This window comes from Streptomyces sp. NPDC014734 (assembly GCF_043083325.1).
Classification (GTDB): domain Bacteria; phylum Actinomycetota; class Actinomycetes; order Streptomycetales; family Streptomycetaceae; genus Streptomyces.
The window spans coordinates 43,835-68,781 of the sequence record NZ_JBIBYN010000030.1; the positions used below are offsets into that span (position 1 = coordinate 43,835).

The 24,947-nt window shown below is 71.1% G+C and carries 21 protein-coding genes; 6 read left to right on the forward strand and 15 right to left on the reverse strand.

Going from position 1 to position 24,947, the window contains the following annotated elements:
• Positions 1-6: 6 nt before the first annotated feature.
• The 5 genes from ACF1CT_RS33110 to ACF1CT_RS33130 all read right to left on the reverse strand — a co-directional run bounded on the left by ACF1CT_RS33110 (position 7) and on the right by ACF1CT_RS33130 (position 5,553).
• A complete protein-coding gene (locus ACF1CT_RS33110) occupies positions 7-540 on the reverse strand; it encodes a hypothetical protein (protein WP_391787713.1) in 534 nt (177 codons plus the stop codon).
• Positions 537-1,979: an ATP-binding protein gene (locus ACF1CT_RS33115; protein WP_391787714.1), complete on the reverse strand. Its 1,443-nt coding sequence runs from the start codon at positions 1,977-1,979 to the stop codon at positions 537-539. Before ACF1CT_RS33115 ends, ACF1CT_RS33110 begins: the two co-directional genes overlap by 4 nt.
• Positions 1,976-2,659, reverse strand: a complete 684-nt coding sequence (locus ACF1CT_RS33120; protein WP_391787715.1) for a response regulator — start codon at positions 2,657-2,659, stop codon at positions 1,976-1,978. Before ACF1CT_RS33120 ends, ACF1CT_RS33115 begins: the two co-directional genes overlap by 4 nt.
• A 66-nt stretch (positions 2,660-2,725) precedes the next feature.
• A complete protein-coding gene (gene murJ, locus ACF1CT_RS33125; protein WP_391787716.1) occupies positions 2,726-4,390 on the reverse strand; it encodes a murein biosynthesis integral membrane protein MurJ in 1,665 nt (554 codons plus the stop codon).
• On the reverse strand, positions 4,387-5,553 hold the full coding sequence (locus ACF1CT_RS33130) for a lipid II:glycine glycyltransferase FemX (RefSeq protein WP_391787717.1): 1,167 nt from the start codon (positions 5,551-5,553) through the stop codon (positions 4,387-4,389). Before ACF1CT_RS33130 ends, murJ begins: the two co-directional genes overlap by 4 nt.
• 226 nt (positions 5,554-5,779) lie before the next feature.
• Between ACF1CT_RS33130 and ACF1CT_RS33135 the strand changes: the two genes are divergently transcribed.
• A complete protein-coding gene (locus ACF1CT_RS33135; protein WP_391787718.1) occupies positions 5,780-7,003 on the forward strand; it encodes an Ig-like domain-containing protein in 1,224 nt (407 codons plus the stop codon).
• A gap of 431 nt (positions 7,004-7,434) precedes the next feature.
• Here the strand turns inward: ACF1CT_RS33135 and ACF1CT_RS33140 are convergent, their stop codons facing one another.
• The 5 genes from ACF1CT_RS33140 to ACF1CT_RS33160 all read right to left on the reverse strand — a co-directional run bounded on the left by ACF1CT_RS33140 (position 7,435) and on the right by ACF1CT_RS33160 (position 11,200).
• Complete coding sequence (locus ACF1CT_RS33140) at positions 7,435-8,307, reverse strand: amino acid ABC transporter permease (protein WP_391787719.1); 873 nt, start codon at positions 8,305-8,307, stop codon at positions 7,435-7,437.
• Positions 8,304-8,948, reverse strand: coding sequence for an amino acid ABC transporter permease (locus tag ACF1CT_RS33145; RefSeq protein WP_391787720.1), 645 nt, complete (start codon positions 8,946-8,948; stop codon positions 8,304-8,306). The genes ACF1CT_RS33140 and ACF1CT_RS33145 overlap by 4 nt, the downstream gene beginning before the upstream one ends.
• Before the next feature lie 16 nt (positions 8,949-8,964).
• Entirely contained in the window at positions 8,965-9,879 is a 915-nt protein-coding gene (locus ACF1CT_RS33150; protein WP_391787721.1) for a glutamate ABC transporter substrate-binding protein, read from the reverse strand.
• Between the two features lie 13 nt (positions 9,880-9,892).
• Positions 9,893-10,636, reverse strand: a complete 744-nt coding sequence (locus ACF1CT_RS33155; protein WP_391787722.1) for an amino acid ABC transporter ATP-binding protein — start codon at positions 10,634-10,636, stop codon at positions 9,893-9,895.
• A 123-nt stretch (positions 10,637-10,759) separates the two neighbouring features.
• Entirely contained in the window at positions 10,760-11,200 is a 441-nt protein-coding gene (locus ACF1CT_RS33160) for a DUF6278 family protein (protein WP_391787723.1), read from the reverse strand.
• A gap of 483 nt (positions 11,201-11,683) precedes the next feature.
• Here ACF1CT_RS33160 and ACF1CT_RS33165 point away from each other — a divergent pair, with 483 nt between their 5' ends.
• A complete protein-coding gene (locus ACF1CT_RS33165) occupies positions 11,684-12,862 on the forward strand; it encodes a Cmx/CmrA family chloramphenicol efflux MFS transporter (protein ID WP_391787724.1) in 1,179 nt (392 codons plus the stop codon).
• Positions 12,863-13,105: 243 nt separating this feature from the next.
• On the opposite strand, the gene ACF1CT_RS33170 is transcribed toward ACF1CT_RS33165, so the two are convergent.
• The 3 genes from ACF1CT_RS33170 to pcaC are packed head-to-tail and all read right to left on the reverse strand — an operon-like array spanning position 13,106 to position 15,877.
• Complete coding sequence (locus ACF1CT_RS33170; RefSeq protein WP_391787725.1) at positions 13,106-13,885, reverse strand: exodeoxyribonuclease III; 780 nt, start codon at positions 13,883-13,885, stop codon at positions 13,106-13,108.
• A gap of 47 nt (positions 13,886-13,932) precedes the next feature.
• Positions 13,933-14,589, reverse strand: coding sequence for an MBL fold metallo-hydrolase (locus tag ACF1CT_RS33175; RefSeq protein ID WP_391787726.1), 657 nt, complete (start codon positions 14,587-14,589; stop codon positions 13,933-13,935).
• Between the two features lie 13 nt (positions 14,590-14,602).
• Positions 14,603-15,877 (reverse strand): 4-carboxymuconolactone decarboxylase, encoded by a 1,275-nt coding sequence (gene pcaC, locus ACF1CT_RS33180; RefSeq protein ID WP_391787727.1) that lies wholly within the window; start codon positions 15,875-15,877, stop codon positions 14,603-14,605.
• Positions 15,878-16,631: 754 nt separating this feature from the next.
• Here pcaC and ACF1CT_RS33185 point away from each other — a divergent pair.
• The 3 genes from ACF1CT_RS33185 to ACF1CT_RS33195 are packed head-to-tail and all read left to right on the forward strand — an operon-like array spanning position 16,632 to position 19,497.
• Positions 16,632-17,315 carry a response regulator gene (locus ACF1CT_RS33185; RefSeq protein ID WP_391787728.1) on the forward strand — a complete coding sequence of 228 codons (684 nt, stop codon included), beginning with the start codon at positions 16,632-16,634 and terminating at the stop codon, positions 17,313-17,315.
• A gap of 2 nt (positions 17,316-17,317) precedes the next feature.
• Positions 17,318-18,838: a sensor histidine kinase gene (locus ACF1CT_RS33190; RefSeq protein ID WP_391787729.1), complete on the forward strand. Its 1,521-nt coding sequence runs from the start codon at positions 17,318-17,320 to the stop codon at positions 18,836-18,838.
• Positions 18,835-19,497, forward strand: a complete 663-nt coding sequence (locus ACF1CT_RS33195; RefSeq protein WP_391787730.1) for a hypothetical protein — start codon at positions 18,835-18,837, stop codon at positions 19,495-19,497. Before ACF1CT_RS33190 ends, ACF1CT_RS33195 begins: the two co-directional genes overlap by 4 nt.
• A gap of 235 nt (positions 19,498-19,732) precedes the next feature.
• Here ACF1CT_RS33195 and ACF1CT_RS33200 read toward each other — a convergent pair whose 3' ends face one another.
• Positions 19,733-23,071, reverse strand: coding sequence for a S8 family serine peptidase (locus tag ACF1CT_RS33200; protein WP_391787731.1), 3,339 nt, complete (start codon positions 23,069-23,071; stop codon positions 19,733-19,735).
• Positions 23,072-23,708: 637 nt separating this feature from the next.
• Here ACF1CT_RS33200 and ACF1CT_RS33205 point away from each other — a divergent pair.
• Positions 23,709-24,365 carry a 2OG-Fe(II) oxygenase gene (locus tag ACF1CT_RS33205; protein WP_391787732.1) on the forward strand — a complete coding sequence of 219 codons (657 nt, stop codon included), beginning with the start codon at positions 23,709-23,711 and terminating at the stop codon, positions 24,363-24,365.
• 23 nt (positions 24,366-24,388) lie between these two features.
• Here ACF1CT_RS33205 and ACF1CT_RS33210 read toward each other — a convergent pair whose 3' ends face one another.
• Complete coding sequence (locus tag ACF1CT_RS33210; protein WP_391787741.1) at positions 24,389-24,904, reverse strand: cysteine peptidase family C39 domain-containing protein; 516 nt, start codon at positions 24,902-24,904, stop codon at positions 24,389-24,391.
• Positions 24,905-24,947 lie beyond the last annotated feature (43 nt).

Consider the following 24,947-nt stretch of genomic DNA (forward strand, 5'->3'; position numbering starts at 1 on the left):
GCACGGTCAGACGGAGCAGGGGCCGCGGTCGACGGTGCCGTCGGAGCCGATCACCCGCACCTGCACGCCGTGGTCCGAGCCGCGGGCCGATTTCGCCGTGCAGATCAGCTGCTGCCGGGCCACGTCGGACAGTTCCGTGACCGGCACCTTCAGCCTGACCAGCACCCCGGCCGGGTCCAGGCTCAGGCTCGACACGATGTCACCGCGCGGCAGTTCGGTGCGCAGCCCGGCGGCGGCCTCGGTCTCGTCGGGGCCGGCGATCAGCATGACCATCGCCTTGGCGGGATCGCGCCACCCCCGTTCGGCACCCGTGTTGTCCGGCGGTTCCCGGACCACCATCTCGACCGGCCGCACCACCGGCATCAGTCGTCCGTCGGGCGGCGGGGAGACGAAATAGAGCACGGTGCCCTGTTCCCGCCCCGGTGGCACGTCCACCGTCGCCGGGTCGCCGATGTCGACGACGTCGGTCGCCCGGATGCCGCACCCGGCCGATGCCGCCACCAGGGGCAGCAATGCCGCGAGCAGTCGTGCGCGCCTCATGTCGTCTTCGCCTCCAGCGGCAGTTCCACGGTGAGGACGGCGCCTCTCCCGGGTCCGTTCGCGGCGTGCACGGTTCCGCCGTGCAGCCGTACGTTCTCCTGGGTGATCGCCAGTCCGAGTCCGCTGCCCGCCGACCGGGTACGGGCCTCGTCGGCCTTGTAGAACCGGTCGAAGATGTGCGGCAGCACCGCCGGGTCGATGCCCGGCCCGTGGTCCGCCACCTCAGTCACCAGCCACCGCCCGGCGCCCCGGTGCTCGGTCCGCAGCCGTACGGTGACGGGCGTCGCGCCATGTCTGAGGGCGTTGCCGACGAGGTTGGCGACGATCACGTCGAAGCGCCGGGGGTCGAGCATCGCCCGGATCCCGTCCGGGAGTTCGGTGCGGACGCGGTCGTCCCAGTGCCTGTTCTGCAGGGTCTTGCGGATGGTCTCGGCGACGTCCACCTCGTCGAGATGGAGGCCGGCGGCCCTCGCGTCGAACCGGGAGATCTCCATCAGGTCCTCGACGAGCGTGGCGAGTTTCCCGGTCTCGGCGCTGATCAGCCGTACGGCGGCGGCGGTGTCGGCGTTCAGGTGGGCGGCGTCCTCGTCGAGCACCTCGGTGACGGCGAGCATCCCGGCGAGGGGGGTGCGCAGTTCGTGCGAGACGTCCGAGGCGAAGCGTCTGGCCCGCGCCTCCGCGCGCCGCAGTTCCGCGACCGACTCCTGGAGCTTGGTGGACGACTCGTTGAACGTGCGGGCGAGTCCGGCGAGTTCGTCGGAGCCCTTGACCTCGATGCGGGTGTCGAGCTCTCCCCTGCCGATGCCGGTCGCCGCCCGTTCCAGGTCGCGTACCGGGCGCAGCACGCTGCGGGCGGCGAGCAGGGCGGGCACCACGGCGATCGCGAGAGCGGGCAGGGCGCCGTCGCGGGCCGCGGTGACCATGGCGCTGATGTTGGCCTCCTCGGTGGAGAGCGGCATCACGGCGTAGAGGACGAGGCCGGTGGGCTGCCGTCCGTCGCCCCGCTCGAAGAGTGCGGGCATGCCCACGGTGAGCCAGGGCTCGCCGTTCTTGACGACCCGCTGGAACGAGCCGCGGGCGCTGCCGCGGACGGCCTCGCGCAGGGCGGGCGTGATCACGTCGGAGGTGGGCCGGTCGGTGGAGGAGACCCGGATGTTCCCGTACTCGGCGAACACCCGCCAGGTGTGCGGTTTGCCCTCCCGGGCCAGCGTCTGGCAGGACCGCCGCAGGTGCTCGCGCTCCACCGGCAGGGTCATGGCGAGGCTGCCGATCCGGTCGCGGAACTGGGCGACGGCCGTGTCCTGGGCCTGCTGGAGGATGGCGGAACGGGCCTCGCGGTAGGTAAGGGTCGCGGTGGTGACCGCACTGGCGGCCGCGACCAGGAGGAAGGCCGCGACGAGCCGGGTCCGCAGCCCGGAGCGGGCGGCGAGGAGTTTCACGCGAGCGGTCCGAAGCGGTAGCCGAAGCCGCGGACGGTCTGGATGTAGCGCGGGCTGCCCGCGACGTCCTCGATCTTCTGCCGCAGCCGTCGTACGCAGGCGTCGACCAGACGGGCGTCCCCGTGGTAGCTGTGCTCCCAGACGTATTCGAGCAGTTGCTGCCTGCTGAAGACCTGCTCGGGCGAGGCGGTCAGGTGCAGGAGCAGCTTCAGTTCGGAGGGGGCGAGCAGGACGCGCTGCCCGGACTTGGCGACCGAGAGCCCGGCGCGGTCGATGGCGAGTTCGCCGTGGTGCTCCACGCCGTCGCGTCCCGCGGGTTCGGTGAGCCTGCGCAGCACGGCGCGGATCCTCGCCTCGATCACCTCGGTGCGGGCGGGTTTGACGATGTAGTCGTCGGCGCCGGCCTCCAGGCCGACGACCACGTCGAAGTCGTCGCCGCGTGCCGTGAGCATGATGATCGGGAGCTGGCTGGTCTCCCGTATCCGGCGGCAGACCTGGACCCCGTTCACGCCGGGCAGCATCAGGTCGAGGAGCACCAGGTCGGGACGGAACTCCGCGAGGGCGGCCAGCCCCTCCTCCCCGGTCTCGACGCCCCGCAGCTCGTGGCCGCGCCGGCGCAGCCCCAGCTCGACCCCTTCGCGTACGGAGGGGTCGTCTTCGATCAGCAACACGCGAGGCATGGCAGCAGTATCCCAGCGATCAAGAAGTGGATTCGAACCGGTGAACGGGTGGTCCGGTCGTCGGGGTCATGCCCGCCGCAGTCGGCTCCGGGCCGCGGTGATCACGGCGTCGACCTCCCGCAGCCGGAGCGGCCGGGCCAGCAGCGCGATCGTGAGCAGGAGCACGGCGGTCCCCGCCCCCACCGCGGCGAAGTCCCCGAGGCCGTCGCAGGCGCGGGCGGTCAGGTGCCCCAGCAGTCCGGCGGGCACGGCCGCCCCCACCAGCCGGACCTGCGCCCACAGTCCGGACGAGCGCGGCAGCGGCGACCGGGGACCGGCCCCGTGCGAGAGCCTGCGGCGCAGCACGTACGCGGTGACGCCGAAGCCCGCGAACAGGGCCACCGAGTACGCCCCGGCCATGCCCGTCACGGCCCAGCGGACCGGCAGCAGCAGATACGCGGCGACGCAGAGCCCGGCGTTGAGCGCCGCGATCACCAGGTTGAGGAGGAACGGGGTGCGGGTGTCGCTCATCGCGTAGAAGGCGCGGGAGAGCACGTACTGCCCGGAGTACGCGATCAGTCCGGGCGCGAACGCCATCATCATGCCCGCCATGACGGCGATGTCCGCGTCGTTCGTGCGCCCGTAGCCGTACACCGCGCCCATCACCCACGGTGCCAGCGCGAACAGCACGGCCCCCGCGGGCACCACGACCGCGGCCGAGGTGCGCAGGGCGTACGAGACGTCCCGCCGCACCCCCGGCAGATCGCCGTCGGCCGCGGACCGGCTCATCCGGGGCATCAGCGCGGTGACCAGCGAGACGGTCACGATGCCGTGCGGCACGACCCACAACTGATAGGCGTAGCTGTACGCGGTGTAGCCGGGACCGCCCGCCACGTGCTGCTCGACGGCGTGCTGACCGGTGGCGGTGGAGAGCCGGGTCACCACCCAGTAGGCGATCTGGTTGGTCAGCACGAGCAGGACGAGCCAGCCCGCCGCGCGCAACGGCCGGGTGAGGCCGCTGCCCCGCCAGTCGAACCGGGGCCGCCAGCGGAACGCCGCGGCGCGCAGCACGGGGATCAGCGCGAGCGTCTGCACGACGATCCCGGCGGTCGTCCCCCAGCCGAGCCACCTCGCCTGGGCCGCGTCGAGCGTGCCGCCGGAGCCGGCGGCGACGCCGAGGTAGATCCCGAACACGCCGATGATCACGAGGTTGTTGAGGACCGGGGTCCACATCATGGCGCCGAACCTGTCACGGGCGTTGAGCACCTGGCCCAGGAGTGTGAACAGCCCGTAGAACAGGATCTGCGGCAGGCAGTAGCGGGTCAGGGCGATGGTCATCCCGGCCTGTTCGCCGTGGTAGCCGGGGGCGTAGGCCGAGACGATCCACGGGGCGCCGACGACGGTGAGCGCGGTGAGGGCGAGGAGCCCGATGGTGCAGAGGGTGAGCAGCCGGTCGGTGTACGCGGCTCCGCCGTCGTCGTGGTTCCTGGCGGCCCGGACGAGTTCCGGGACGAAGACGGCGTTGAGCGCGCCGCCGATGAGCAGCATGTAGAGGATGTTGGGCACGGTGTTGGCGACGGTGTACCCGTCGGCCTCCAGGCCGGTGCCGAGTGCGGCGACGACGACGGCGGAGCGGACGAAACCGGTCGCCCGGGACACCATGGAGCCGGCCGCCATGACGGCGCCGCTGCGCAGCACCGAGCCGGACCGTCGCTCCGCGGTCTCGGCGGGGGCCGTACCGGTGGCCGTCATCGGCGCGCCAGATATGCCTGGAATGCCCGGTACAAGGCGTTGTTGGCTGCTCCGCCCACCGATGTCTCCCATTCCCCGAGGGTCTCGACCAACTGACCGCCGGTGCCGAGCTTCCAGCGCAGCAGTCCGAAGGGGCGGTCACCGGGGTCAAGGGTGGAGGGTACCCCGCGCATGTCGTGCACATCGGCGCCGAGGCCGTGGGCATCGAGCATCATGCGCCACTGGAGCGCGTTGCTGGGGCGGACCTCACGACGGTGGTCGGCGGACGCGCCGGTCTGGTACCAGACCCGGCGACCGGTGCTGATCATGGTGTGGGCGGCGAGGATCTCCCCCTGGTGGACGGCCAGGTAGAGCCGCATCCGGCCGGGATGCTCGGCGTTGAGCACGGCGTACTGCCGCTGGTAGTACGCGAGGGAGCGGCCGAGCCGGAAGCCGTCGCGCTCCTCGGTGATCCGCAGCAGCCGGTGGAACTCGGGGAGTTCGGCCGCGCCGCCGATGACGATCCGCACCCCGGCCTTCCGCGCCCTGCGCACGTTGCGCCGCCACTCCTGGTTGAGCCCGGTCCACAGCTCGTCGGGCGTCCGGCCGGCGAGCGGCACCCGGAAGACGTAGCGGGGCTGCGCGTCGGCGTCCTCGCCCGAGTCGCCGCCGCAACGGTGCCAGTCGCGGGCCCGGAGGCGTTCGGCGACGGCCGCGCCCAGCGGGTCGACCTCGGTGGCGAGTACGTCGCCGACCCTGCGGCCCGGGCCGGTGGCCGCCTTGAGGCGGGCGGTGTCCCAGCGCCGGTACGCCGGCGACGGACCGATACGGACGGCGAAGGCACCGGCCGCACGCAGGTGCGCCATCAGCGGCCGGAGCCAGCGGTCGATGCCGGGGTCGGCCCAGTCGGCCACCGGCCCCTCGGGCAGGTACGCGAAGTGCTTCCGGGTTCCCGGGAGTTGCCGGTAGAGCACCAGGGCGGCCCCGGCCGGTTCGCCGCAGTCGCCGTGCCAGCCGATCGTCTCGGCGGCCCACCGGTCCTTCACCCCGGCCCAGGACGGGTACTGCAGAAAGCTCGCGTCGGTGCGTGTGGCCAGGAAGGCCCGGTGCTCCGCCGCGGTCAGAGCGCGTATCCGCAGCTCCTCGTCACGGCTGCGGTCTTCGGTCGCGAGCAGCATCGGCATGAGGCGAGACCCTCCCTGTTCCGCCCCGCCGTCGGATCCGCGGGGTCGCACAGGATGCTCACAGCGGTCCGTGACCGCCCCGAGCGGCATGTGTGACCGGACGATGACCGTTGTGCTGCGACCGATGTCACACAGGCGTTTTCCCGGTTTTAGGCCGATATGCGGAACCTATGGTCGGATGCATACCTCTTCCCTCGTCGAAGAGCACCGTCCTGGAGGTCATCCGTTGTTCCCCGCACGCCGGCGCATACGCCGTACCGCTCCCCTCGCCCGCCCGGCCCGGCTCCCGCTGGTCGTCGGTGCCGCGGCGCTGGGCGTCTCCCTCACCGCCTGCTCCGGCGCCTCCGCGTCGGACTCGGTAACGGACACGGGGAAGGCCGGTGGGAAGACTCCCGCGCACGACACCGCGATCACGGTGAACCTCCGGGGCTCCGCGGCCACCCCCGGTCAGCCGGTGAAGGTGAGCCTCGCCGCCGGAAGGCTCGGGACGGTCACGGTGGGCGCGGCCGAGGGGGACGCGCTGACCGGCCGCATATCCGCCGACGGCCGGACCTGGACATCGGACCGGCCCGCCGCCCCCGGCACCGCCTACCGCGTCGAGGCGAAGGACACCGAGGGCGGCAGTGACCGTGCCGAGTTCACCACAGCCGCGGCCGACAAGGTCAACAAGCTGACCCTGGCCCCCGGCAAGAACACCACGGTCGGCATCGGCCAGCCCCTGTCGGTCGTCTTCGACAACCCGGTGAAGGACCGGGCCGCGGTGGAGAAGGCCCTGAAGGTCACCACGTCGAACAACACCGAGGGTTCCTGGGGCTGGCTGCGGGACTACTCCGGCAAGGACCGCGTGGACTGGCGGCCCAAGGAGTACTGGAAGTCCGGCACGAAGGTCACGCTCGACGCCGGTCTCAACGGCATCGACTCGGGCCCGTCCGGCGGCTGGTTCGTCCGCGACTACCGCACCACGTTCATCGTCGGCGCCGCACAGGTGGTCAGGGTCGATCTCGACCGGCACCGGCTCGCGCTGAAGCGGGACGGGAAGACCGTGATGGACGTGCCCATGTCCGCCGGCACTCCGGGCGGCGAGAAGGCGTCCTGGCGCGGCACGGCCGTGCTGATGTCCAAGGAGGGCACGATCAACATGCGCTCGGAGACGGTCGGCCTGGGCGACGCCTACGACAAGATGGTCGACTACTCGATGCGGCTGACCTGGTCGGGCATGTACGCGCACGCCGCGCCGTGGAACGCCGGCTACTTCGGGGTCGCCAACCGCAGTTCGGGCTGCGTCGGGATGAGCGACGCGAACGCCGGCGAACTGTACCGGCAGGTGCGCGTCGGCGACCCGTTCGAGATCACCGGCGCGGACGCCAAGGGCACGGTCGCCGAGGGCAACGGGTACGGGGCGTGGAACGTGTCGTGGGCCGACTGGCAGGCGAAGAGCGCCCTGCGCTGAGCCGGGGGTCCGGGAGCGGCACGCCCGTCGTGTCGTCCGGCACGCGGATCGCGGTCCCTCGGGAACGGCGCCGGGGCCGCGACGCCCGTCCCCCTCGTCGCGGCCTCCGGCGGCCGTCCCCGTCGGCCGCGGCCCCGCCCCACCGTACGGTCCGGCACCGGCCGGTCACCGGCACGTCCCGGTGACCGGCGCGGTCGGCCGCACGTCGAGCACGACCCGACCGGCCGCAGCTGACCTTCTTCCCGTCCCTCCGGCGGACCCGTCGGACGCGTCCGTTGCTTCGGGCGAGAAGTGATCACCGGCTGCTGCCGGACGGGCACCGCTCCTCGGGAACCCCCTCACGGCGGTTCCCCGGCCCGGCCGTGTCCTCGATTCGCCCTTCGCCGCGCGATCCTGCCCCCGGCCGGGTGGTACCGCTTCGTCGACACGGCCTACCGCGCTCCCGGCAGCAGCGTTCCCGGTTCGGCCGGTGCCACCTCCACGGCCTTCGTCTTCGGGCTGCGCCGCTCCTGTCTGGCCACCCAGGTGGCGAACCAGGAGAGCAGCATGCACATCCCGATGTAGATCGGCGAGATCACCATCACCACGGGGATGAAGGGGAGATCGTAGTCGAGGTTGGACGCGATGAGCTTGCCCGCGTGGAGGAACTCCTCGTAGGTGATCAGATAGCCGAGCGAGGTGTCCTTCAGCGCCACCACCAACTGGCTGATGATGGTGGGCAGCATGGCACGCACCGCCTGCGGGGCCAGCACGTACGTGGTGACCTGGGTCTTGCGCATTCCCAGGGCGTACGCGGCCTCGCGCTGGCCGCGGTCGACCGAGTTGATCCCGGTGCGGAACACCTCGGCGAGGACCGATCCGTTGTACAGGGTCAGACCGGCGACCAGGGCGGGCAGCGGCTGGACCCTCAGCGCCACGAAGACGAAGAAGATCATCACCAGCACGGGCATGGCCCGGAAGAACTCGACGAGCACCGCGGCGATCCAGCGCACGATCCGGTGGTCGGAGAGCCTGCCGACGGCGAGCACCGCCCCGAGGACGAGCGAGAGCACCGCCGCGTACCCGAACGCCTTGAGGGTGTTGCCCAGCCCGCGCAGCAGGAGTTCCTGAATTCCCTTGTACGCGAAGGGAGTCCACTTGGCCGCGGCGAACTGCCCGGTGTCCAGGAGCAGGAAGACGACCCAGCCGATCACGGCGAGGATCAGGACCGTCGAGGCGACCGAGTAGATCCGGTGGCGCCTGCGGGTGACCGGGCCCGGGATGTCGTGGAGCGCGGTGGCGGACGGCTCGGTGCGGGTGGTCATCGGGCGACTCCCCAGCGCTTCTCCATCGCGTGGAACAGCGCGCTGATGGACAGGGTGATGATCAGGTAGCCGACGGCGATCCAGACGAAGGTCCAGATGATGCTGTATCCCAGTTCGTTGAGGGTCTTGTAGGTGCCGAGCAGTTCGGTGACGCTGAACGCCCCGGCGATCGCGGAGTTCTTGGCAAGTGCGATCAGGGTCGACCCGACCGGCGGGATCACCGAACGGAACGCCTGCGGCAGCACGACGTGGCTCAGCGTCTGGCCGAACGTCATCCCGAGGCTCCGGGCCGCCTCGCCCTGTCCCTTCGGCACTGTGTTGATGCCGGAACGCAGCACCTCGCAGATGAACGCCGAGGTGTAGCAGCCGAGCGCGAGGACCGCGAAGACCTTGAAGGGGAGGATCAGGCCGAAGCGCGGCAGCCCGAGCAGGACGGCGAAGAACAGCAGGGTCAGCGGGGTGTTGCGCAGCACCGTGACCCACACCGTGCCGAGGGTCCGGAGCGAGCCGACGGGCGCGACCCGGCAGGACGCCATGACGAATCCCAGGAGCAGCGCCAGGACGGAGGAGTAGACGGTGAGTTCGAGGGTGCCGAGGAAGCCCTCGCCGTAGAGCGAGAAATTCTGTGTGAGCACGTCCATGCGGGTTGCCGTCCTCTCAGCTCGCCGGGTAGCGGTCGATGGGCGGTGGGGTCGGCGCGGGTGCTCCGGACAGGCCGAGCGTGGCCTCGAACGCCTTCTTCCAGTTCCCGTTCCTCTGGTTGGCCTCCAGGGCGTCGTCGAGGGCGAACCGCAGGGCGTTGTCGTCGCGCGGGACGCCGATGCCGTACGGCTCCTTCGAGAACGGCTTGCCGACCACCTTCAGCTCCTTCGGCGCCTTGGCCGCGAAGCCGAGCAGGATCGCGTCGTCGGTGGTGACGGCGTCGACCTGGTAGGTGAGCAGGTTGTCCACGCAGATCGAGTACGTGTCGTAGGAGACCAGGATCGCCTTCGGGTAGTCGGCGGCGATGCGCTGGTACGGGGTCGAGCCCGCCGCCGAACAGACCGTGCGGCCGGCCAGGTCCTGGGGGCCGTGGATGTCGTGCTCGTCGGTGCGGACGAGCAGCGACTGGCCGGCCATGTAGTAGGGACCGGCGAAGCCCACGAGCTTCTTGCGCATGGCGTTGATGGTGTAGGTGCCGACGTAGTAGTCGATCTGGCCGTTCTGGAGCGCCGTCTCGCGGTTGGCGGAGGCGATCGTCCGGAATCTGATGGTCTTCGGTTCGAAGCCGAGCGACGCCGCCATCATCCTGGCGATCTCGATGTCGAATCCGGAGTAGGCGCCGGTGGCCGGGTCCTTCTCGCCCAGGTACGGCTGGTCCTCCTTGGCCCCGACCCGGAGGTAGCCGCGTTTCCTCGCCGCGGTCCAGGTCGGTGACCGGTACAGCCGGAAGCCGGTGTCGACCCGGTACACGGGCAACTGACCGGCCTTCGGTCCCTTCACCGGAGGGCTGCCCTCCTTGCCGCACCCGGCGGCGAGCACGGAGACCAGCAGCAGAACGGCGCGAACGGCCGCGACTCTTCTCGTACGCAACTCGGAGCCCCCGTCAGTGCTTGAGGATCTTGGACAGGAAGTCCTTGGCGCGGTCGCTCTCCGGGGCGGTGAAGAACGCCTCGGGACTGCGGTCCTCGACGACCCGGCCGTCGGCCATGAACACCACGCGGTTGGCGGCGGAGCGGGCGAAGCCCATCTCGTGCGTGACGACGACCATGGTCATGCCGTCCCGGGCGAGCTGCCGCATGACTTCGAGCACCTCGTTGATCATCTCGGGGTCGAGTGCCGAGGTGGGTTCGTCGAAGAGCAGGGCCTTGGGGTCCATGGCGAGAGCCCGGGCGATGGCCACCCGCTGCTGCTGCCCGCCGGAGAGCTGGGCGGGGAACTTGTCGGCGTGCGCGGCGAGCCCGACCCGTTCCAGCAGTTCCCGGGAGCGCCGGTCGGCCTCGTCCTTCCTGCGCCCCCGGACCTTGAGCTGGGCGAGCGAGACGTTGGCCAGCACGGTCCTGTGCGCGAACAGGTTGAACGACTGGAAGACCATGCCCACTTCGGCCCGGAGCCGGGCCAGTGACCTGCCCTCCTCGGGAAGGGGCCTGCCGTCGATCACGATGCGGCCGGACTCGATGGTCTCCAGCCGGTTGATGGTCCGGCAGAGCGTCGACTTGCCCGAGCCCGAGGGGCCGATGACCACCACCACCTCCCCGCGGCCGACGGTGAGGTTGATGTCGCGCAGCACGTGCAACTGCCCGTAGTGCTTGTTGACGTCCCGCAGTTCGATCAACGGATCGACGGCCATGCGCTGCCCCACCCACATTTCGCTTTGTCGAGGTCAGCGCAAACTATCCAGCGGGAAAAGGGACTTCCCCGTCGACACGCATAAATGGGGCATAAGGCTTCTTTTTCTGTTTTATGGAAAGCGCTACCCCTCCGCCGACTCCGAGTACACCTGCGAGAGCTCCGGGCTCCCCGTCATCGCCCAGTCCAGCCCGGCCTCGACGACGTCGATCTCCCGCCCGGAGGCGAGGCTCACCACGGGCCGGCCGCTGGGCCAGATGCTCCAGACCGCGCCGGGAACATTGCGCACCAGGACCGTGCCGAGGTACAGCCCCGCGTCGTTGCCCAGCCAGGGCAGTTCCTCGGGGTCGTCGCGCCAGCGCGGCGGCAGTTGGTCGAGGGCCGCCAACGAGGCCGGGCTGTCGTCGAGTCGGAGGCCGCGCTGCCCCGCCCGGGCACGCAGCAACTCGCACTCGGCCAGCAGTTCGGCCACCCCCTCGGGATCGGCCGCCACGACGGAGGCGAGCCCCTGCCCACGCGTCCCGTCGTGACGCTTACGCCAGTTGTCCAGGAAAGGGATGTTCATACCACTCAGGGTCGCATCCTCCACGTCGTACGCACCACAGGCGCGCGGTCCGTCGTACGCGCGGCCCTGCCGGCCGCGCCGCCCGCACGCACGGCCCGTCCGCGAATCCGGTGGGCCGACGGGAAAACCGGGTGGCCCGGGGCGGGAACCGGCTGATAGCTTCGGCGGCATGTCCAGCCCCGAGTCAGACAGAGACTAGCCACCGGTCCGCCGGTGGCCGAAGCCCTGTCGAGTGCGCACCCCCGTGGCCGTTCCGGTCACGGGCGCCTCCGCTGCCCGTTGCCACCGCGGGACCACCATGGTGTGGGCCGCGCGTTCCCCGTATGCGCTCGTGCGCAGATCTCCCGTCCGGCGTCCGCCGCCCGGCCGGGTCACGTCCCGAACACCCCGGACGTTCTTCCGCGTTGCCGCCCGTCGTGACGGGCGGGCGCGGCCCACACCCCTTCGCTCGGTCCATCCGTCAGCCGTTCATGGGGTTCCTTCATGCCATTCGCCGTCTACGCACTCGGCCTCGCCGTCTTCGCCCAGGGCACGTCCGAGTTCATGCTGTCCGGGCTGGTCTCGGACATCGCAGCCGACCTCCACACCTCGATTCCCGCCGCGGGGCTGCTGACCTCGGCCTTCGCGGTCGGGATGATCGTCGGGGCGCCGTTGACGGCGCTCTTCAGCCGCACCTGGCCGCGCCGCCGCGCCCTGTTGTTCTTCCTCTGCGTCTTCGGCGCCGCCCATGTCGTCGGGGCGCTCACCCCCGGCTACGGGGTACTCCTGGCGACCCGGGTCGTCGGCGCGCTGGCGAACGCCGGTTTCTGGTCCGTGGCCCTGGTGACCGCGGTGTCGCTGGCCGGACCCGGGGCCCGGGCGCGTGCCACCTCCGTGGTGGTCGGGGGCGTCACCCTCGCCTGTGTGGCGGGGGTGCCCGCCGGGGCGGTGCTGGGCGGAGCCTGGGGGTGGCGGTCGGCGTTCTGGGCCGTGGCCCTCGTCTCCGTCCCGGCCGCCGTCGTGATCGCCAGGACCATCCCGGGCACCCGGCCCGAGGCCGTCCCGGTGGACGTCCGGGTCGAGTTGCGGGCGCTGGCCCGGCCGCGGCTGCTGCTGACGCTGCTGACCATGGCCCTCGTCCAGGGGGCGACGTTCTGCGCGTTCTCCTACCTCGAACCGCTCGCCACACGCGTCACCGGGCTCGGTCGCGGCTGGGTGCCGGTGCTGCTCGCCCTGTTCGGTCTGGGGTCCTTCGTCGGTGTCACCGTCGCCGGCCGGCTCGCGGACAGGAGGCCGGTGGCCGTCGCCGCGACCGGGCTCGTCGCACTCGCCGCCGGCTGGGCCGGGTTCGCGCCGGCCGCGGGGAATCCGGCCGCGACGGTCGTGTTCGTCCTCGTGCAGGGAGCATTGGCGTTCGGCACCGGCACGGCGCTGATCTCGTGGGTGTTCCGGGCGGCGGCCGACGCCCCGACGCTGTCCGGCTCGTTCGCCACGTCCGCGTTCAACGTGGGCGCCGCGTTCGGCCCCTGGTTCGGCGGGCTCGCGATCGACGCCGGGTTCGGCTTCCGGGCACCGCTGTGGGTGAGCGCCGCGCTGATGGGCCTGTCGCTGATGACGGCCCGGGCGACGCTGGGGACGCGCCGGACCGCCGAGCCGGAACCGGACGGCCTTCCCGCGCGCTGACGCGGGAGCGAAGGGGCCCCGCCCGGCGCTGTACGGACGGGGCCGTCCTGGTCGGAGCAAGCAGCCAGCAAGCGGGACAAGGACACCCTCACCGTATCGGCCACCACTGACAACGGCCGTCCGTCGGTCGCGGGCCCGGGGCGCGGTACCGGATGTTCCGCGCCCCGTCCCCCCGTGTTTCCGGGCCCGTCGGATGTACCGGAGCTGTCAGAGGTGCCGGGGCCGCCAGAGGCACCGGGACCGTCAGAGGGCGAGATCCACGACCACCGGGGCGTGGTCCGACGCGCCCTTGCCCTTGCGCTCCTCGCGATCCACATAACTGTCCTCGACCGCCGCGACGAAGGGCGCGTTGCCGTAGACCAGGTCGATCCGCATGCCCTTGTTCTTCGGGAAGCGCAGCTCCCGATAGTCCCAGAAGGTGTAGGGGCGGTCGTACTTGAGCGGGCGCGGCATGACGTCGGACAGGCCCTCCCGGCGCAGTGCGGCGAGGGCGGCGCGCTCGGCGGGCGTGACGTGTGTGGCCCCCTCGAAGAGAGCGGGGTCCCAGACGTCCTCGTCCGTCGGGGCCACGTTGAAGTCGCCCAGGACCGCGAACGGCCGCGCATCCGCCGCGTCCGCGGCGACCGCGTTCCGCAGGGCCTCGAACCAGCGCAGCTTGTACGCGTAGTGGGCGTGCTCGACCTCGCGGCCGTTGGGCACGTACACCGACCAGACGCGGACCGGGCCGCAGGTCGCGGAGATCGCCCGGGGCTCCTGCGCTCCGTCGTACTCGGGACCGTCGGGCAGTCCCGTGACGACGTCGGACAGGCCGGCCCGGGAGACCAGCGCGACCCCGTTCCACCGGCCGGTGGCGTTGACCGCGGACTCGTAACCGAGCTCGCGGAGCTGCTCCGCCGGGAACTGTTCGGCGGCGCACTTGGTCTCCTGGATGCACAGCACATCCGTGCCGGTGCTCTCCAGCCAGGCCAGCAGCCTCGGGAGCCGGGCGGTGATCGAATTGACGTTCCAGGTGGCGATGCGCATGGGGTAAACCTAGCGGTCGGCACCGACAGTCGCCGGACCGGCCGAGCTCACAGGGCGGTCGAGTCCCCCGGGGCGATCCGGCCGTGCTCGGCACCGCCGAGGCTGCCGATCTGGTTGTCGTAGATCGGCCTGGCGAGATCGGTGAGGAGGGCGTCGTGGATGTCGATGGCGCGGCGCGGCGCGACCTCGCGCACGTAGTCGATCACCTCGGAGATCTTGTTCCAGGGAGCCATCACGGGGAGCAGCAGGGTGTCGACCGGCTGGTCGGGGACGGTGAGCGCGTCACCCGGGTGGAAGACCGAACCGTCCACCAGGAAGCCGATGTTGGTGATCCTCGGGATGTCGGGGTGGATCACCGCGTGCAGTTCGCCGTGGACCTGTACGTCGAAGCCCGCCGCGTCGAACGCGTCCCCGTGGCCGACGGTGCGGACCCGGCCGGGGAACGTCGCGGAGAGCCGGTCGGCGACGCTGCGCAGGGTCCAGATCTCGGTGGCGGGGCCGGCCTCCAGCGCGGTGCGCAGCCGCTGCTCGTCGAAGTGGTCGGGGTGTTCGTGCGTCACCAGGATCACGTCGGCGCCGACGGCGGCGTCCTGTTCGGAGAAGGCGCCCGGGTCGATGACCAGCGTCCGTCCGTCCTTCTCCAGCCGGACGCAGGAGTGCTTCTTCTTGGTCAGGGTGAGGTGCGCGGGGTTCACTGCGTTCATGGGCCCCATCCTGCTACGGACGGGGCGTCGTTTCCTCCTGGATCACGGACTGGGCGATCGAGAAGGCGGCGCTCGCGGCGGGCAGGCCGCAGTAGACGGCGGTCTGCATCAGCACCTCCTTGATCTCGGCAGGACCGAGGCCGTTGCGCAGGGCCGCCCTGACGTGTGCGGCGAGGCTCTCCAGGTGTCCGCCGGCGACCAGTGCGGTGAGCGTGACGCAGCTGCGGGTGCGGCGGTCCAGTCCGTCCCGGGACCACACCTCGCCCCAGGCGTAGCGGGTGGCGAGTTCCTGGAAGTCGCCGGTGAAGTCGTCGGCCGCGCCCATGGCCCGGTCCACGTGCGCGTCGCCCAGGACCTCTCGGCGCGTCCTCATGCCCCGCTCGTACGGATCGGTGTATCCGGCGTCCGCGGCCTCGGGCCGTTCTGCGGCGGTGATCTCCGCGACGGGCAGGACGGGGGCGGAGAGCCTCGGCATGTCGGCGGGTGCCGGCAGGGCGGTGAGGGTGTCCTGCCAGGCCGCGGAGAAGTGGGTGAGCAGCAGCTCGGTGACGGCCGCGGGCTGCTCGACCGGGGCGAGGTGGGCGGCGCCGGGCACGAGGGCGAGCCGGGCGTCGGGTATGCCCGCGACCAGGGTGCGGGCGTCGCCCGGGCCGGTGACCCGGTCCTCGGCACCGACCAGGACGAGGGTCGGCACGGTGATGCGGCCGAGCTCGTCACGGATGTCGAAGGCGGCGAGCGCCTCGCAGGCGGCGATGTAGCAGCCGGGGTCGGTGGTGCGGACCATTTGGACGGCCCACTCGACGATGGCGGGCTGGGCGGCGGCGAAACCGGAGGTGAACCAGCGCTCGGGTGCGGTACGGGCCATCGGTTCCAGACCGTTGGTGCGGACGACGACCCCGCGCTGACGGAACTCGTCGGCGCTGCCGAACCGGGGCGAGGCGGCCACCAGCGCGAGGGAGGCGACACGATGCGGATGGCGCAGAGCGAGATCGGCACCGATCGCGCCGCCGATGGAGCAGCCCGCGTAGCCGAAGCGCTGGACGCCGAGCCCGTCGAGGGTGGCGATCAGCCGGTCGGCGAGTTCGCCGACGGCGGAGGCCGGGTGGGCGGGGGCGCCGCCGTGACCGGGCAGGTCGAACCGGAGGACTCTCCAGTGCGGGACGAGTTCCGGGATCTGCCGGTCCCACATGTGCCATGTGGTGCCGAGGGACGGCCCGATCACCAGGACTGGGGCGTCTTCCGGCCCGTCAAAGCGGTACTGCACGGTTTCGGTCCTGGGCACGTCCACGGGCTCACACCTTCATCTGTCACGATCTTTCACATCCCCCGCCGGACCACCCCCCACTTCTGCCGCCGGAGGCAGGTCGTTCACATCAGGCTTCACGTACCACCGCTCGGTCGTCTTCACGTCGGTGTGCCCAGCCCACCGGACAAGCAGGTGATCAGGCACGCCGTTGTCGGCGAGATACGTGAAGCAGGACGCCCGAGCATCGTACAGACGGCCCCTGCGAAGGCTGTTCTCGTCTGTGCTTTTTCACAGGCCCGTACTCGGAACCGCCGGCCGTTCGGCACGCCTCCGAGTCCGTCCCCCGGGCACCGCGCGGACCTGGCCGCGATGGCGGAGCAGCAGGACGAGCGCGGGACCTCGGCCGGGAACTTCGCCCTGATCCGGGTGGACACGGGCGTCGGTTCCACCGTCGTCACCGGCCAGGACGGGCGGTGGTGGAGCGGGTTCGATCGGGTCGTGCGCGTCGACGGCGCGGGAGGCACGAGCCACGCGTCCCGTTCCGTCCGGCCCCCGACGAATCCGGTCACACCACCCGGGACAACTGACCACCCGCCATCGCCTCGCGCACGCCTGAGAGTATGGGGAGCCACCGCTGCCCCACCTCCCGGAGTACGACATGCCCCGTCGCGATCCCGTGCTCCTGGTCCCCGGCGCGCCGGACGGGGCGGAGCCGGGGAAGCCGTTCGCCGGTTTCTCCCCCCGGTCGCCGAACCCCTGACGGCCCACCACTCCCCACGATCCCGGAGACACCGCCATGCCACGCGTCCTCCTCGTCGAAGACGACCCCTCCGTGCGCGAGGGCGTCGAGATCGGGCTGTGCCAGCGCGGGCACGAGGTCCACGCCGCCGTGACCGGCGAGGCGGGCCTCGCGGCGCTGGGGGCCTTTCGCCCCGACATCCTGCTGCTCGACCTGATGCTCCCCGCGATGAGCGGCGTCCAGGTGTGCTCCCGGGTACGCGAGACCAGCCAGTTACCGATCATCATGCTGACCGCGCGCGGCGACGACGTCGACATCGTCGTCGGCCTGGAGGCCGGCGCGGACGACTACATCGTCAAGCCCGCCCGCGCCGAGGTCATCGAGGCCCGCATCCGTGCCGTGCTGCGCCGCGCCGACAGCCCGGTCGACGCAAGGCCCGCCGTCGAGCACCACGGCGAACTCGGCATCGACCGCGCCGGTCACACCGTCCTCAGGTCGGGCGCCCCGGTCGCCCTCGCGCCCTCCGAACTGAAGCTGCTGCTGCACCTGTCCGCGGCACCGGAACAGGTCTTCAGCCGGCAGCGGCTGCTGAAGGAGGTCTGGGACCACAGTTTCCACAGCGACATCCGCCTGGTGGACGCCTGCGTGCGCCGACTGCGCGCCAAGATCGAGGATCCGTCCCGTGATCCTCGCTACATCCAGACCCTGCGGGGCTACGGCTACCGCTTCGGTCCGCTGTGAGAATGCCCGGCGCGGCCGCCGCGTTCGGGCTGCGCACCCGGCTGGTGATCGCGTTCCTGCTGGTGGCCGCCGTCAGCGCCGTCACGACCGCCGCGTTGACCTATCGGCAGGCGCGCAACGCGGTTCTCGTGCGTGCGCAGGACACGGCCGTCACCTCCTTCCGCGAGGAGGTCGAGCGGTTCGTCCCCCGCCTGCCCCTGGATCCGGACGCGCTGCGGTGGGACCTGTACGACATCGCGGCGCGCGCCAAGCCACATCCGTGGATCGTGTTCGCCGAGTACGGTTCGTTGCGTGTCTCCTCGGGTGACCGGCCCGTCTCCGGTGTTCTCGGCCAGGAACTCCGCCGCACCACGCTCACCTCGGCACACGGCAGCTTCGAGCGGGTCGTCAAGGACGGGAACGCGTATCTGACCATCGGGATGCCGGTGATGACCCGGGTCGTGGCGGGTGGCGCCGCGGTGCCGAGCGGCCTGGTTCTCTTCGCCGTGATGCCCATGACGAACGAGGACGTGGACATCGACTCCCTGGTGACCGCTGCCCGCGACGGCGCCCTGCCGGGGCTGGCCGTGGCCCTGGTGCCCGCACTGCTCGCGGCGCGCAGCGTGCTGCGCCCCGTCCGTGAACTGCGGCGTGCCGCACACTCCATGGGCGGGGGGCAGCTCGGCACACGTATCACCGTACGCGGCCGGGACGAGATGGCCGACCTGGCCAGGACGTTCAACGAGTCGGCGGCCCGTCTCGAACGCTCCGTGGAGGAGTTGCGGGAAGCCGGAGCACGGGCCCGGCGTTTCGCCTCGGACGTCTCGCACGAGTTGCGCACCCCGCTCGCCGGGATGCTCGCCGTCACGGACGTGGTGGACGAGGAGGCCGGGACGCTCACCCCGAACACCGCTCGGGCGGTGCGCCTGATCAGCGCCGAGACCGGCAGACTCGCCGTGCTGGTGGAGGATCTGATGGAGATCTCCCGTTTCGACGCCCGTGCGGCGGAACTCAACACCGATGAGGTGGACGCGGCGGAGGCCGTGCGCAACACCCTGTCCGGCAGGCAGTGGCTCGACCGGGTCCACGCCGAGCTCCCCGACGGCCTGCGCATCCGCCTCGACACGCGCCGCTTCGACGTCGTCGTGGCCAACCTGGTCGGCAACGCCCTGCGCCATGGCGCCGAACCGGTCACCGTGCGGCTGTCGGCACGCGGGGACGCGCTGATCACCGAGGTGCACGACAGCGGCCCCGGGATCCCACCGGACGCCCTGCCGCACATCTTCGACCGCTTCTACAAGGCGGACGCCGCGCGTTCCCGCTCGTCGGGCAGCGGCCTCGGGCTCGCGATCACCGAGGAGAACGTGCGACTGCACGGCGGCACGATCCACGTGCGGAACGGGGCGGGCGGCGGCGCCCTGTTCACCGTGGTGCTGCCCTTCGCCGGGCCCGCGCCCGGGAGCGGTGCGCCGGACGGTCCGTCACGTGCGCGCGGTGGCACGGGGCCGGCCCGGAGCCTGGACCGGACGGAGACCATCGCGTGAGGAAGTCGCCGTTCCGTGGGTGTCGGACGGTCCTGCCCGCCGCACTGCTGATGCTCGCCGGAGGCCCGCTCGCGGGCTGCGGCATCCAGGAGACCGCCGTGATCGAGGCAGGCAGGCCGGTGGTCGCCGACCTGCTTCCCCCGCGCGAGGAACGGATGCTGTTGTTCTTCCTCTCCCCCGACGACGAACTGCTGGCCGTGCCACGAACCGTCGAAGCGCCGTGGCAGAACGGAACTGCGGGCTCCGTCGGGTCGGACGACGCGTCGTCCCGTCGGGACGGGACGCCCGGACGGGACGGCCTCGGCGGTTCGTCTCCGCCGGGCACGGGGACGAGCGGGCCTCCCTCGCCGCTCGCGACCGTCACCGCCCTGCTCGCCGGACCGGAGAAGGCCGAACGGCGGGCCGGGTTCCACAATGCCGCTTCGCTTTCTCGTGCGGCGTCCGCCGCGAACCGGATCGTCGTGGGTGACCGCACCGTCGAGGTCACGCTGCGTCTGCGGGTGAAAGGGCTGACCGCCGCCGCCCGCGGCCAGATCGTCTGCACGGCCGCGTTCGCGGCGCACGCGCAGGGGGCTGTGTCCGTGACCCTGGTCGGGCGGGACGGGCGCCTCGCCCCGGCCGACTGCCCCGTTCGGCCGGTCCGGGTGCCGACCCGCTGAGCGTGACGGCGGGCGGGCACCTGGCCCCGGCACCGGTCGAGGAGCCGGCCTCCGTATCGTGCGGACGAGTCGACGTCGTCCCCCGCACCGGCCCCGGGCTGCGGCACGGGAAGGAGCGGCCCGCCGGAACATCGGTTCCGGCGGGCCGCTCGTCCCGGCTCACCCGGGGCCGTACTCCGCTCGCCGGTCTCTCATCCGGTCGCGCGGCGCCCCTGGTCGTCGGCCCGGTCTCGCCTCACCTGCCGAAGAAGGCGTTGTGGATGGTGACCGTCGACTCGTTGTCGTCCTTGTCGGTGACGACGGCCTTCAGCGAGATCGCCCTGCCCTTCGCCGGGGCCTTCACCGTGACCCTGTCCGTCGTGACCGGGACGGGCAGCCACGTCGTGCCGTCGTACGACACCAGGACCCGCAGGGTCTTCAGGTCGGCGCCGGCCGCCGCGCCCTGCACCTCGACGGGGACGGTCTGCTTGTCGCCTGCCGGAACGGTGGAGTCCAGCGCGAGCCGCGGCAGGAAGCGGACCGTGGAGACCGGGAGCATGGCCGGGCTCTCGGTGCGCGCCGAGTCGAACGTCCACGAGGCGTCGATCCGGGTACCGGTACGGTTGAACTCCGGGTCCCGGCGGATCGTGGTCGACACCGTGTACCTGGCGGGTTCCGACGGAAGCGCGAAGGGCTCCTGGTCGATGGCGACGTCCTTCTTCACGAGCAGCTCACCGTTGCGGTGGACGGTGGTGCTCGCACCCGAGTACCGGGCGCTCCCGAAATGGCCCGCCCCGTCACTGACCAGCGGCAGCGAACCGAAGATGTTGTCGCCGTCGCGCACGATCCCCTCGTTCGCGTTCATCCGCGGCCCCGGTGCGCCGACGTTGTAGGTCTCGGTGTACGTCTTCCCCGCCTCGTACCGCCGCGGCTCGTCGAGGCCGTAGAGCGCGTCGAAGTCCCGCCGGCCCGAGGGATCCGCCCCGCCCAGCACTCCCGCGACGATGTTCCAGGCGGCCCCGTCGGCCGTGGACAGGTACACATTGCGCGTTCCCGGTGCGGGCTGCACGGTGTAGGGGGCTTCGACGCCGCCTCCGTAGTCCAGTACGCCGTGCGCCGCGAGGGCGCCGTCGAGGCCGGGTACGGACGATCCGACCCTCGCCTTCACCAGGGCCATGTCCCCGGGCTCGTAGGTCTTGCTGTACCCGGTGGCCAGTTCCTTGACCGGGCCGCCGGTGAGGACGTTGTACTCGTTGCCTCCCCGCTGCCAGTGCGCGGACCACTGCTGGGCGAGGACGCCGTCGTCCATCTCGGGTCCCTGGTACGCGGTGCGCAGATGTTCGAAGCTGCCGAACTCGCCCCCCTCGATGATGAAGGTCTCGGGCGTGCTCACGGTGTACATCATTCCGGCGCGCGTGTAGCGTGCCGCCGCGTCCGGCACCTTGAAGTCGACGGGCCGGGTGGTCCGGGCGTCGAGGGTGACCGTGGTGGGACCGGTCACCGAGAACCGCGGGTTGTTGATCAGGTCGACGCCCTTGCCCGGGGCAGTGGGGTCGACCAGCATGTCGGCGGCGAGACTGTAGGTACCGCGCGGCAGCCGGACCGTGGCGGAGCCCGACGACAGGTCCGGGAAGAACCGAAGGCCCGTGGCGGACCCTTCGTAGCCCTTCAGGTCGGCCTGCCAGTTGGTACTTGCCGCGCCGTCCCGTCCGACGGTGTTGAACGTGACGTCGTACGACTCGGCCTCACGCTCCACCGATGCCGCGGTGCGCACGCTCCGGCCGCCTCCGGCCGCGACGACCGTGACCGAGTACGAGCCGTCGACCGTACCGCCGAGCCGGGTGTCGGCCGTCAGGTCCACGGCGGCGGTACCACCCGCCGGGACCGTGATCCGCTGTGCCCCGAGGGTGAAGAAACCTGCCGGGGCGGGCTTCTCGTCCCCGCCGGTGGGCGCCTCCAGCGACAGGTCCAGCGTCACGTCGGTGGTGCCGCTGTTCCGGTACGTGACCTGCTTGGCGACGGGTGTGTCGTCGGCGTGGGGCCACTGCTGGGTGCCCAGGACGACCGAGGCCGGTTCGGAGACGACCGTCTGGTCGATCGCCCTGTCGACGGCGAGCCGGCCCGCCCCCTGCTGGAAGACCGAGTGGGACCCGTCCTTGGCCGAGCCCGTCAGGGCCGCCTTGATCTGTGCGCCGGTCCAGGCGGGGTTCTTCTGCTTGAGGATCGCCGCGGCGCCCGCGACGTGCGGGGTCGCCATCGACGTACCGCTCTTGCTGACGTATCCGGGAGGGTTCTGGTCCGGGGTGCCGCTCGCCGCCGCCGCCGTGATCTCCACGCCCGGCGCCGTGATGTCGGGCTTGACGGCGCCGTCCCCGATGCGGGGCCCGACGCTGGAGAAGTCGGCGATCCGGTCGTCGTCGTCGACGGCACCGACCGTCAGGGCCGCGTCGGCGCTGCCGGGGGACGCGACCGTGCCCCGGCCCGGCCCGCTGTTGCCCGCGGCCACCGCGAACAGGACGCCCTTCTCGGCGGAGAGCTTGTCCACCTGGGCTTCCAGCGGGTCGATCCCCGGGGTGTCGGGGCTGCCCAGACTCATGTTGATGATGTCGGCCCCCTGGGCGACGGCCCAGTCGACCCCCGCCAGGATGCCGGAGTCGTCACCGTTGCCCTGATCGTCCAGCACCTTGGCGTTGATCAGCCGGGCCCCGGGCGCCACGCCCTTGAACCGGGCGTCCTTGGCCCCCGTACCGGCGGCGATGGAGGCCACGTGCGTGCCGTGTCCGACCCGGTCCCGGGCGTCCGGGGAGCCGCTGAAGTTCCGTTCCGCCACCACCCGGCCCGTCAGGTCCGGGTGGGTGGCGTCGATCCCGGTGTCCACGACGGCGATCTTCACACCGGTGCCGTCGTAGGAGCGGGCCCAGGCCGCCGGAGCGCCGATCTGGCCGGTGCTGCGGTCGAGCGACGCCTTCCGCACGCCGTCCAGCCAGATTCGCGCGATGCCGGAGGTCGTGGCCGCCGAACCGTCGCCCCGTCGGCGGGTCAGCGCGTCCCACAGGGAACCCGCGCTGTCGGTGGTGCTGGTGACGGCGTCGGCGTCGAGGGCCGGCAGGGTCCGGCGGACGGTGGTGCCGTCGGAGGAACGCACCCCGGCGCGGGCGGACCCGGCCGCCGCCCCCCGGTAGCCGACGATCACCTTGAGGCCTGCCCGGTTGGCCTTGAGGCTCTCCGGTTCGGTGAGTGCGGTGATGTCGAACAGCCGTTGGTCCAGCGTCCCGTCGGCGATCAGCCGCCGGGCATCACGCGGCACCACATAGGTACGGCCGTCGTAGGTCCGGGTGAAGAAGGGAATGTCCTGTCTGCCCTTCGCCCGCTGGATACCGCCGACCCTGCCGCGGAAGTCCACGAGGACCCGGTCACCGGTGATCAGGGTGACGGTGCGCACGGCCTTGCCGGCCGTCCCCGTGTCCTTGGCGACGACCGGGAGTGCCGGGTCCGGGCCGCTGGTCCCCGCCGATGCCGGGCCGGTCATGCCCGCCGTCAGGACGACGGCGGCCGCGGCCACGACGGCATGCGCCTGTTTTGATCGTTTACGCAAGATTGCCCCTGCTCAAGGAGTGGATCGGGCGGGCGAGAGCCCGGCCCGCATGGGGCGCTCTCGAATACTCGTGCGGCCCCGAGGACTTGAAGTATTCCGGCGGCGCTCGGAGGCACTCAATGATCGTTGTGTAACAACGCTCCCTCTCGTGCGGCCCGGCCGGGCCTCATGGATGACGACTCGTCAGGCGGGCCGTGGGCGGCGTTCCCTGCGCGGACGCATGGGTCGTCCGCGGCTCCTGCGGCGCCCGCCGCGGGCCGTCGGCGTCGGCATTCGCCACGTCATGCGCCGACGCGAGCGGTGGTGCGGTGGTCGGGGCCGTGATGGTGCGGCGGTCGGGGCCGTGATGGTGCGTGCCATGGCGTGGCGGGGGACCATCCGCCCGGGACGATCCTCCGCCCCGCGATCACGCCGGACGCCGTACCCGAATACGGCGCCGCAACACCATTGGTCTCCCGCAACACGGTCACGGGAGATGACCTGCTTCGAGATGTATGGAATCGAGTCGATTCCACACATCTCGAAGCAAGCAGGGGCCTGGCATATGTGCCGGGCCTCCCACTAGAGTTACGGCAGAGCTCTCGAAATAATTCGAGATCGATTAAAACCTGCCCCCGGGAACACTCACGGAGAGAAAATGATGCCGACGTTCGAAACGGACGACTTCGCAATTTTCGATGACTTCCTGCCGTCGGCGGACCTGGCCGAGATCCAAAATTATTTCAGGTCCGGGCGTTTCACTTACGTGAAAAGCCTCCGGTCTCGATCATCCGTTTTCGGACACCTCGACGGCGACCCGCTGACGGGGCCTTCGGTTTTCCACCACTTCCCGGAACCGCCGAAGGGAAGCAAGGCCTACCCGGCCGGCAATGCCATGGACCGAATGGTGGAACACATCGAGAACGAGGCGGAGCGGCTGTCACGGTGGAGCGGGAAAAAGGAGGAGCACTGGGATTTTTTCACCTGCACCCCCTACCTCTACCCGCTCGGTGCCGGACTGTCCTGGCACGACGACATCAAAGGCGGCAAGACCGCGTCGTACACTTTCTACGCACATGACGAGTGGAAGGACTCCTGGGGCGCAGAACTCCTGGTATCCGGAGGCGGAACACTTCGCACCGACAAAGGGAACCCGAAAGAATCCGGAGGATTCGGGCACTACATAGCTCCGCTGCCGAACCGATTGGTCATCATCAAGGCAGGAACCCCACATACCGTGAAGCGTGTCGAGATCAACGCCGGCGAAAATATCAGGGCCTCACTCACCGGATTTTTCATGAAGAAAACCGAGTGACCCCGACGATCCATCCGGGAACGTCAGACCGATCCCGCGGGGCCGGGCACCGAATGAAATTCAATGGCTATGCCGCCAAAAGCATCGGCCACTGTTTCGATATCCAGGACGCGCCGCCCGGAGGACGGGTCGATAATAAACACCCTCCCGTGCGCAACCCTCTCAAGAACCACATAGTGGCTGGAATTCCAGTAGAGGATACTGCCGGGATGCAGCCGGTGAAGTCCGTCGAGCGACACACGCACGCCCCGACCCTGCAACCCGAACTTCCGGCCGGTCTCCAGCAGAACACGGGCCGATGTGCCGTCGCGCCCGAGATCCGTCTCCTCCTGCAGCCGGTCCACACTCACCTCGATCCCGTGGGAGGCCAATGCCATGGAAAGGCAAGCCGCCCCGCAGTCCCAGGTCTGTTTTTGCAGACGGACAGGGATACGGTGCCTGCGCCGGCTCCTCGCCCCGAACCCCAGGGAGACTGCAATCTTCTTCCATACCGCCCCTGGCGTCGACAACTTTCCCGCCTCCGGAATCCCCTTGACCATGAACAGCACACGAGGCCCCGCCCCAGCGCTGTCGCAGCGCAAT

Excerpts from the sequence above, each read along its gene's own strand:
- ACF1CT_RS33190 (WP_391787729.1), top strand. The coding sequence starts at position 17,318 with ATGCCCGGCGCGGCCGCCGCGTTCGGGCTGCGCACCCGGCTGGTGATC.
- ACF1CT_RS33120 (WP_391787715.1), bottom strand. The coding sequence starts at position 2,659 with ATGCCTCGCGTGTTGCTGATCGAAGACGACCCCTCCGTACGCGAAGGG.
- ACF1CT_RS33160 (WP_391787723.1), bottom strand. The coding sequence starts at position 11,200 with ATGAACATCCCTTTCCTGGACAACTGGCGTAAGCGTCACGACGGGACG.
- ACF1CT_RS33175 (WP_391787726.1), bottom strand. The coding sequence starts at position 14,589 with ATGAACGCAGTGAACCCCGCGCACCTCACCCTGACCAAGAAGAAGCAC.
- ACF1CT_RS33110 (WP_391787713.1), bottom strand. The coding sequence starts at position 540 with ATGAGGCGCGCACGACTGCTCGCGGCATTGCTGCCCCTGGTGGCGGCA.
- ACF1CT_RS33155 (WP_391787722.1), bottom strand. The coding sequence starts at position 10,636 with ATGGCCGTCGATCCGTTGATCGAACTGCGGGACGTCAACAAGCACTAC.
- ACF1CT_RS33165 (WP_391787724.1), top strand. The coding sequence starts at position 11,684 with ATGCCATTCGCCGTCTACGCACTCGGCCTCGCCGTCTTCGCCCAGGGC.
- ACF1CT_RS33145 (WP_391787720.1), bottom strand. The coding sequence starts at position 8,948 with ATGGACGTGCTCACACAGAATTTCTCGCTCTACGGCGAGGGCTTCCTC.
- ACF1CT_RS33205 (WP_391787732.1), top strand. The coding sequence starts at position 23,709 with ATGATGCCGACGTTCGAAACGGACGACTTCGCAATTTTCGATGACTTC.
- murJ (WP_391787716.1), bottom strand. The coding sequence starts at position 4,390 with ATGACGGCCACCGGTACGGCCCCCGCCGAGACCGCGGAGCGACGGTCC.
- ACF1CT_RS33210 (WP_391787741.1), bottom strand. The coding sequence starts at position 24,904 with ATGGTCAAGGGGATTCCGGAGGCGGGAAAGTTGTCGACGCCAGGGGCG.
- ACF1CT_RS33140 (WP_391787719.1), bottom strand. The coding sequence starts at position 8,307 with ATGACCACCCGCACCGAGCCGTCCGCCACCGCGCTCCACGACATCCCG.
- ACF1CT_RS33130 (WP_391787717.1), bottom strand. The coding sequence starts at position 5,553 with ATGCCGATGCTGCTCGCGACCGAAGACCGCAGCCGTGACGAGGAGCTG.
- ACF1CT_RS33185 (WP_391787728.1), top strand. The coding sequence starts at position 16,632 with ATGCCACGCGTCCTCCTCGTCGAAGACGACCCCTCCGTGCGCGAGGGC.
- ACF1CT_RS33170 (WP_391787725.1), bottom strand. The coding sequence starts at position 13,885 with ATGCGCATCGCCACCTGGAACGTCAATTCGATCACCGCCCGGCTCCCG.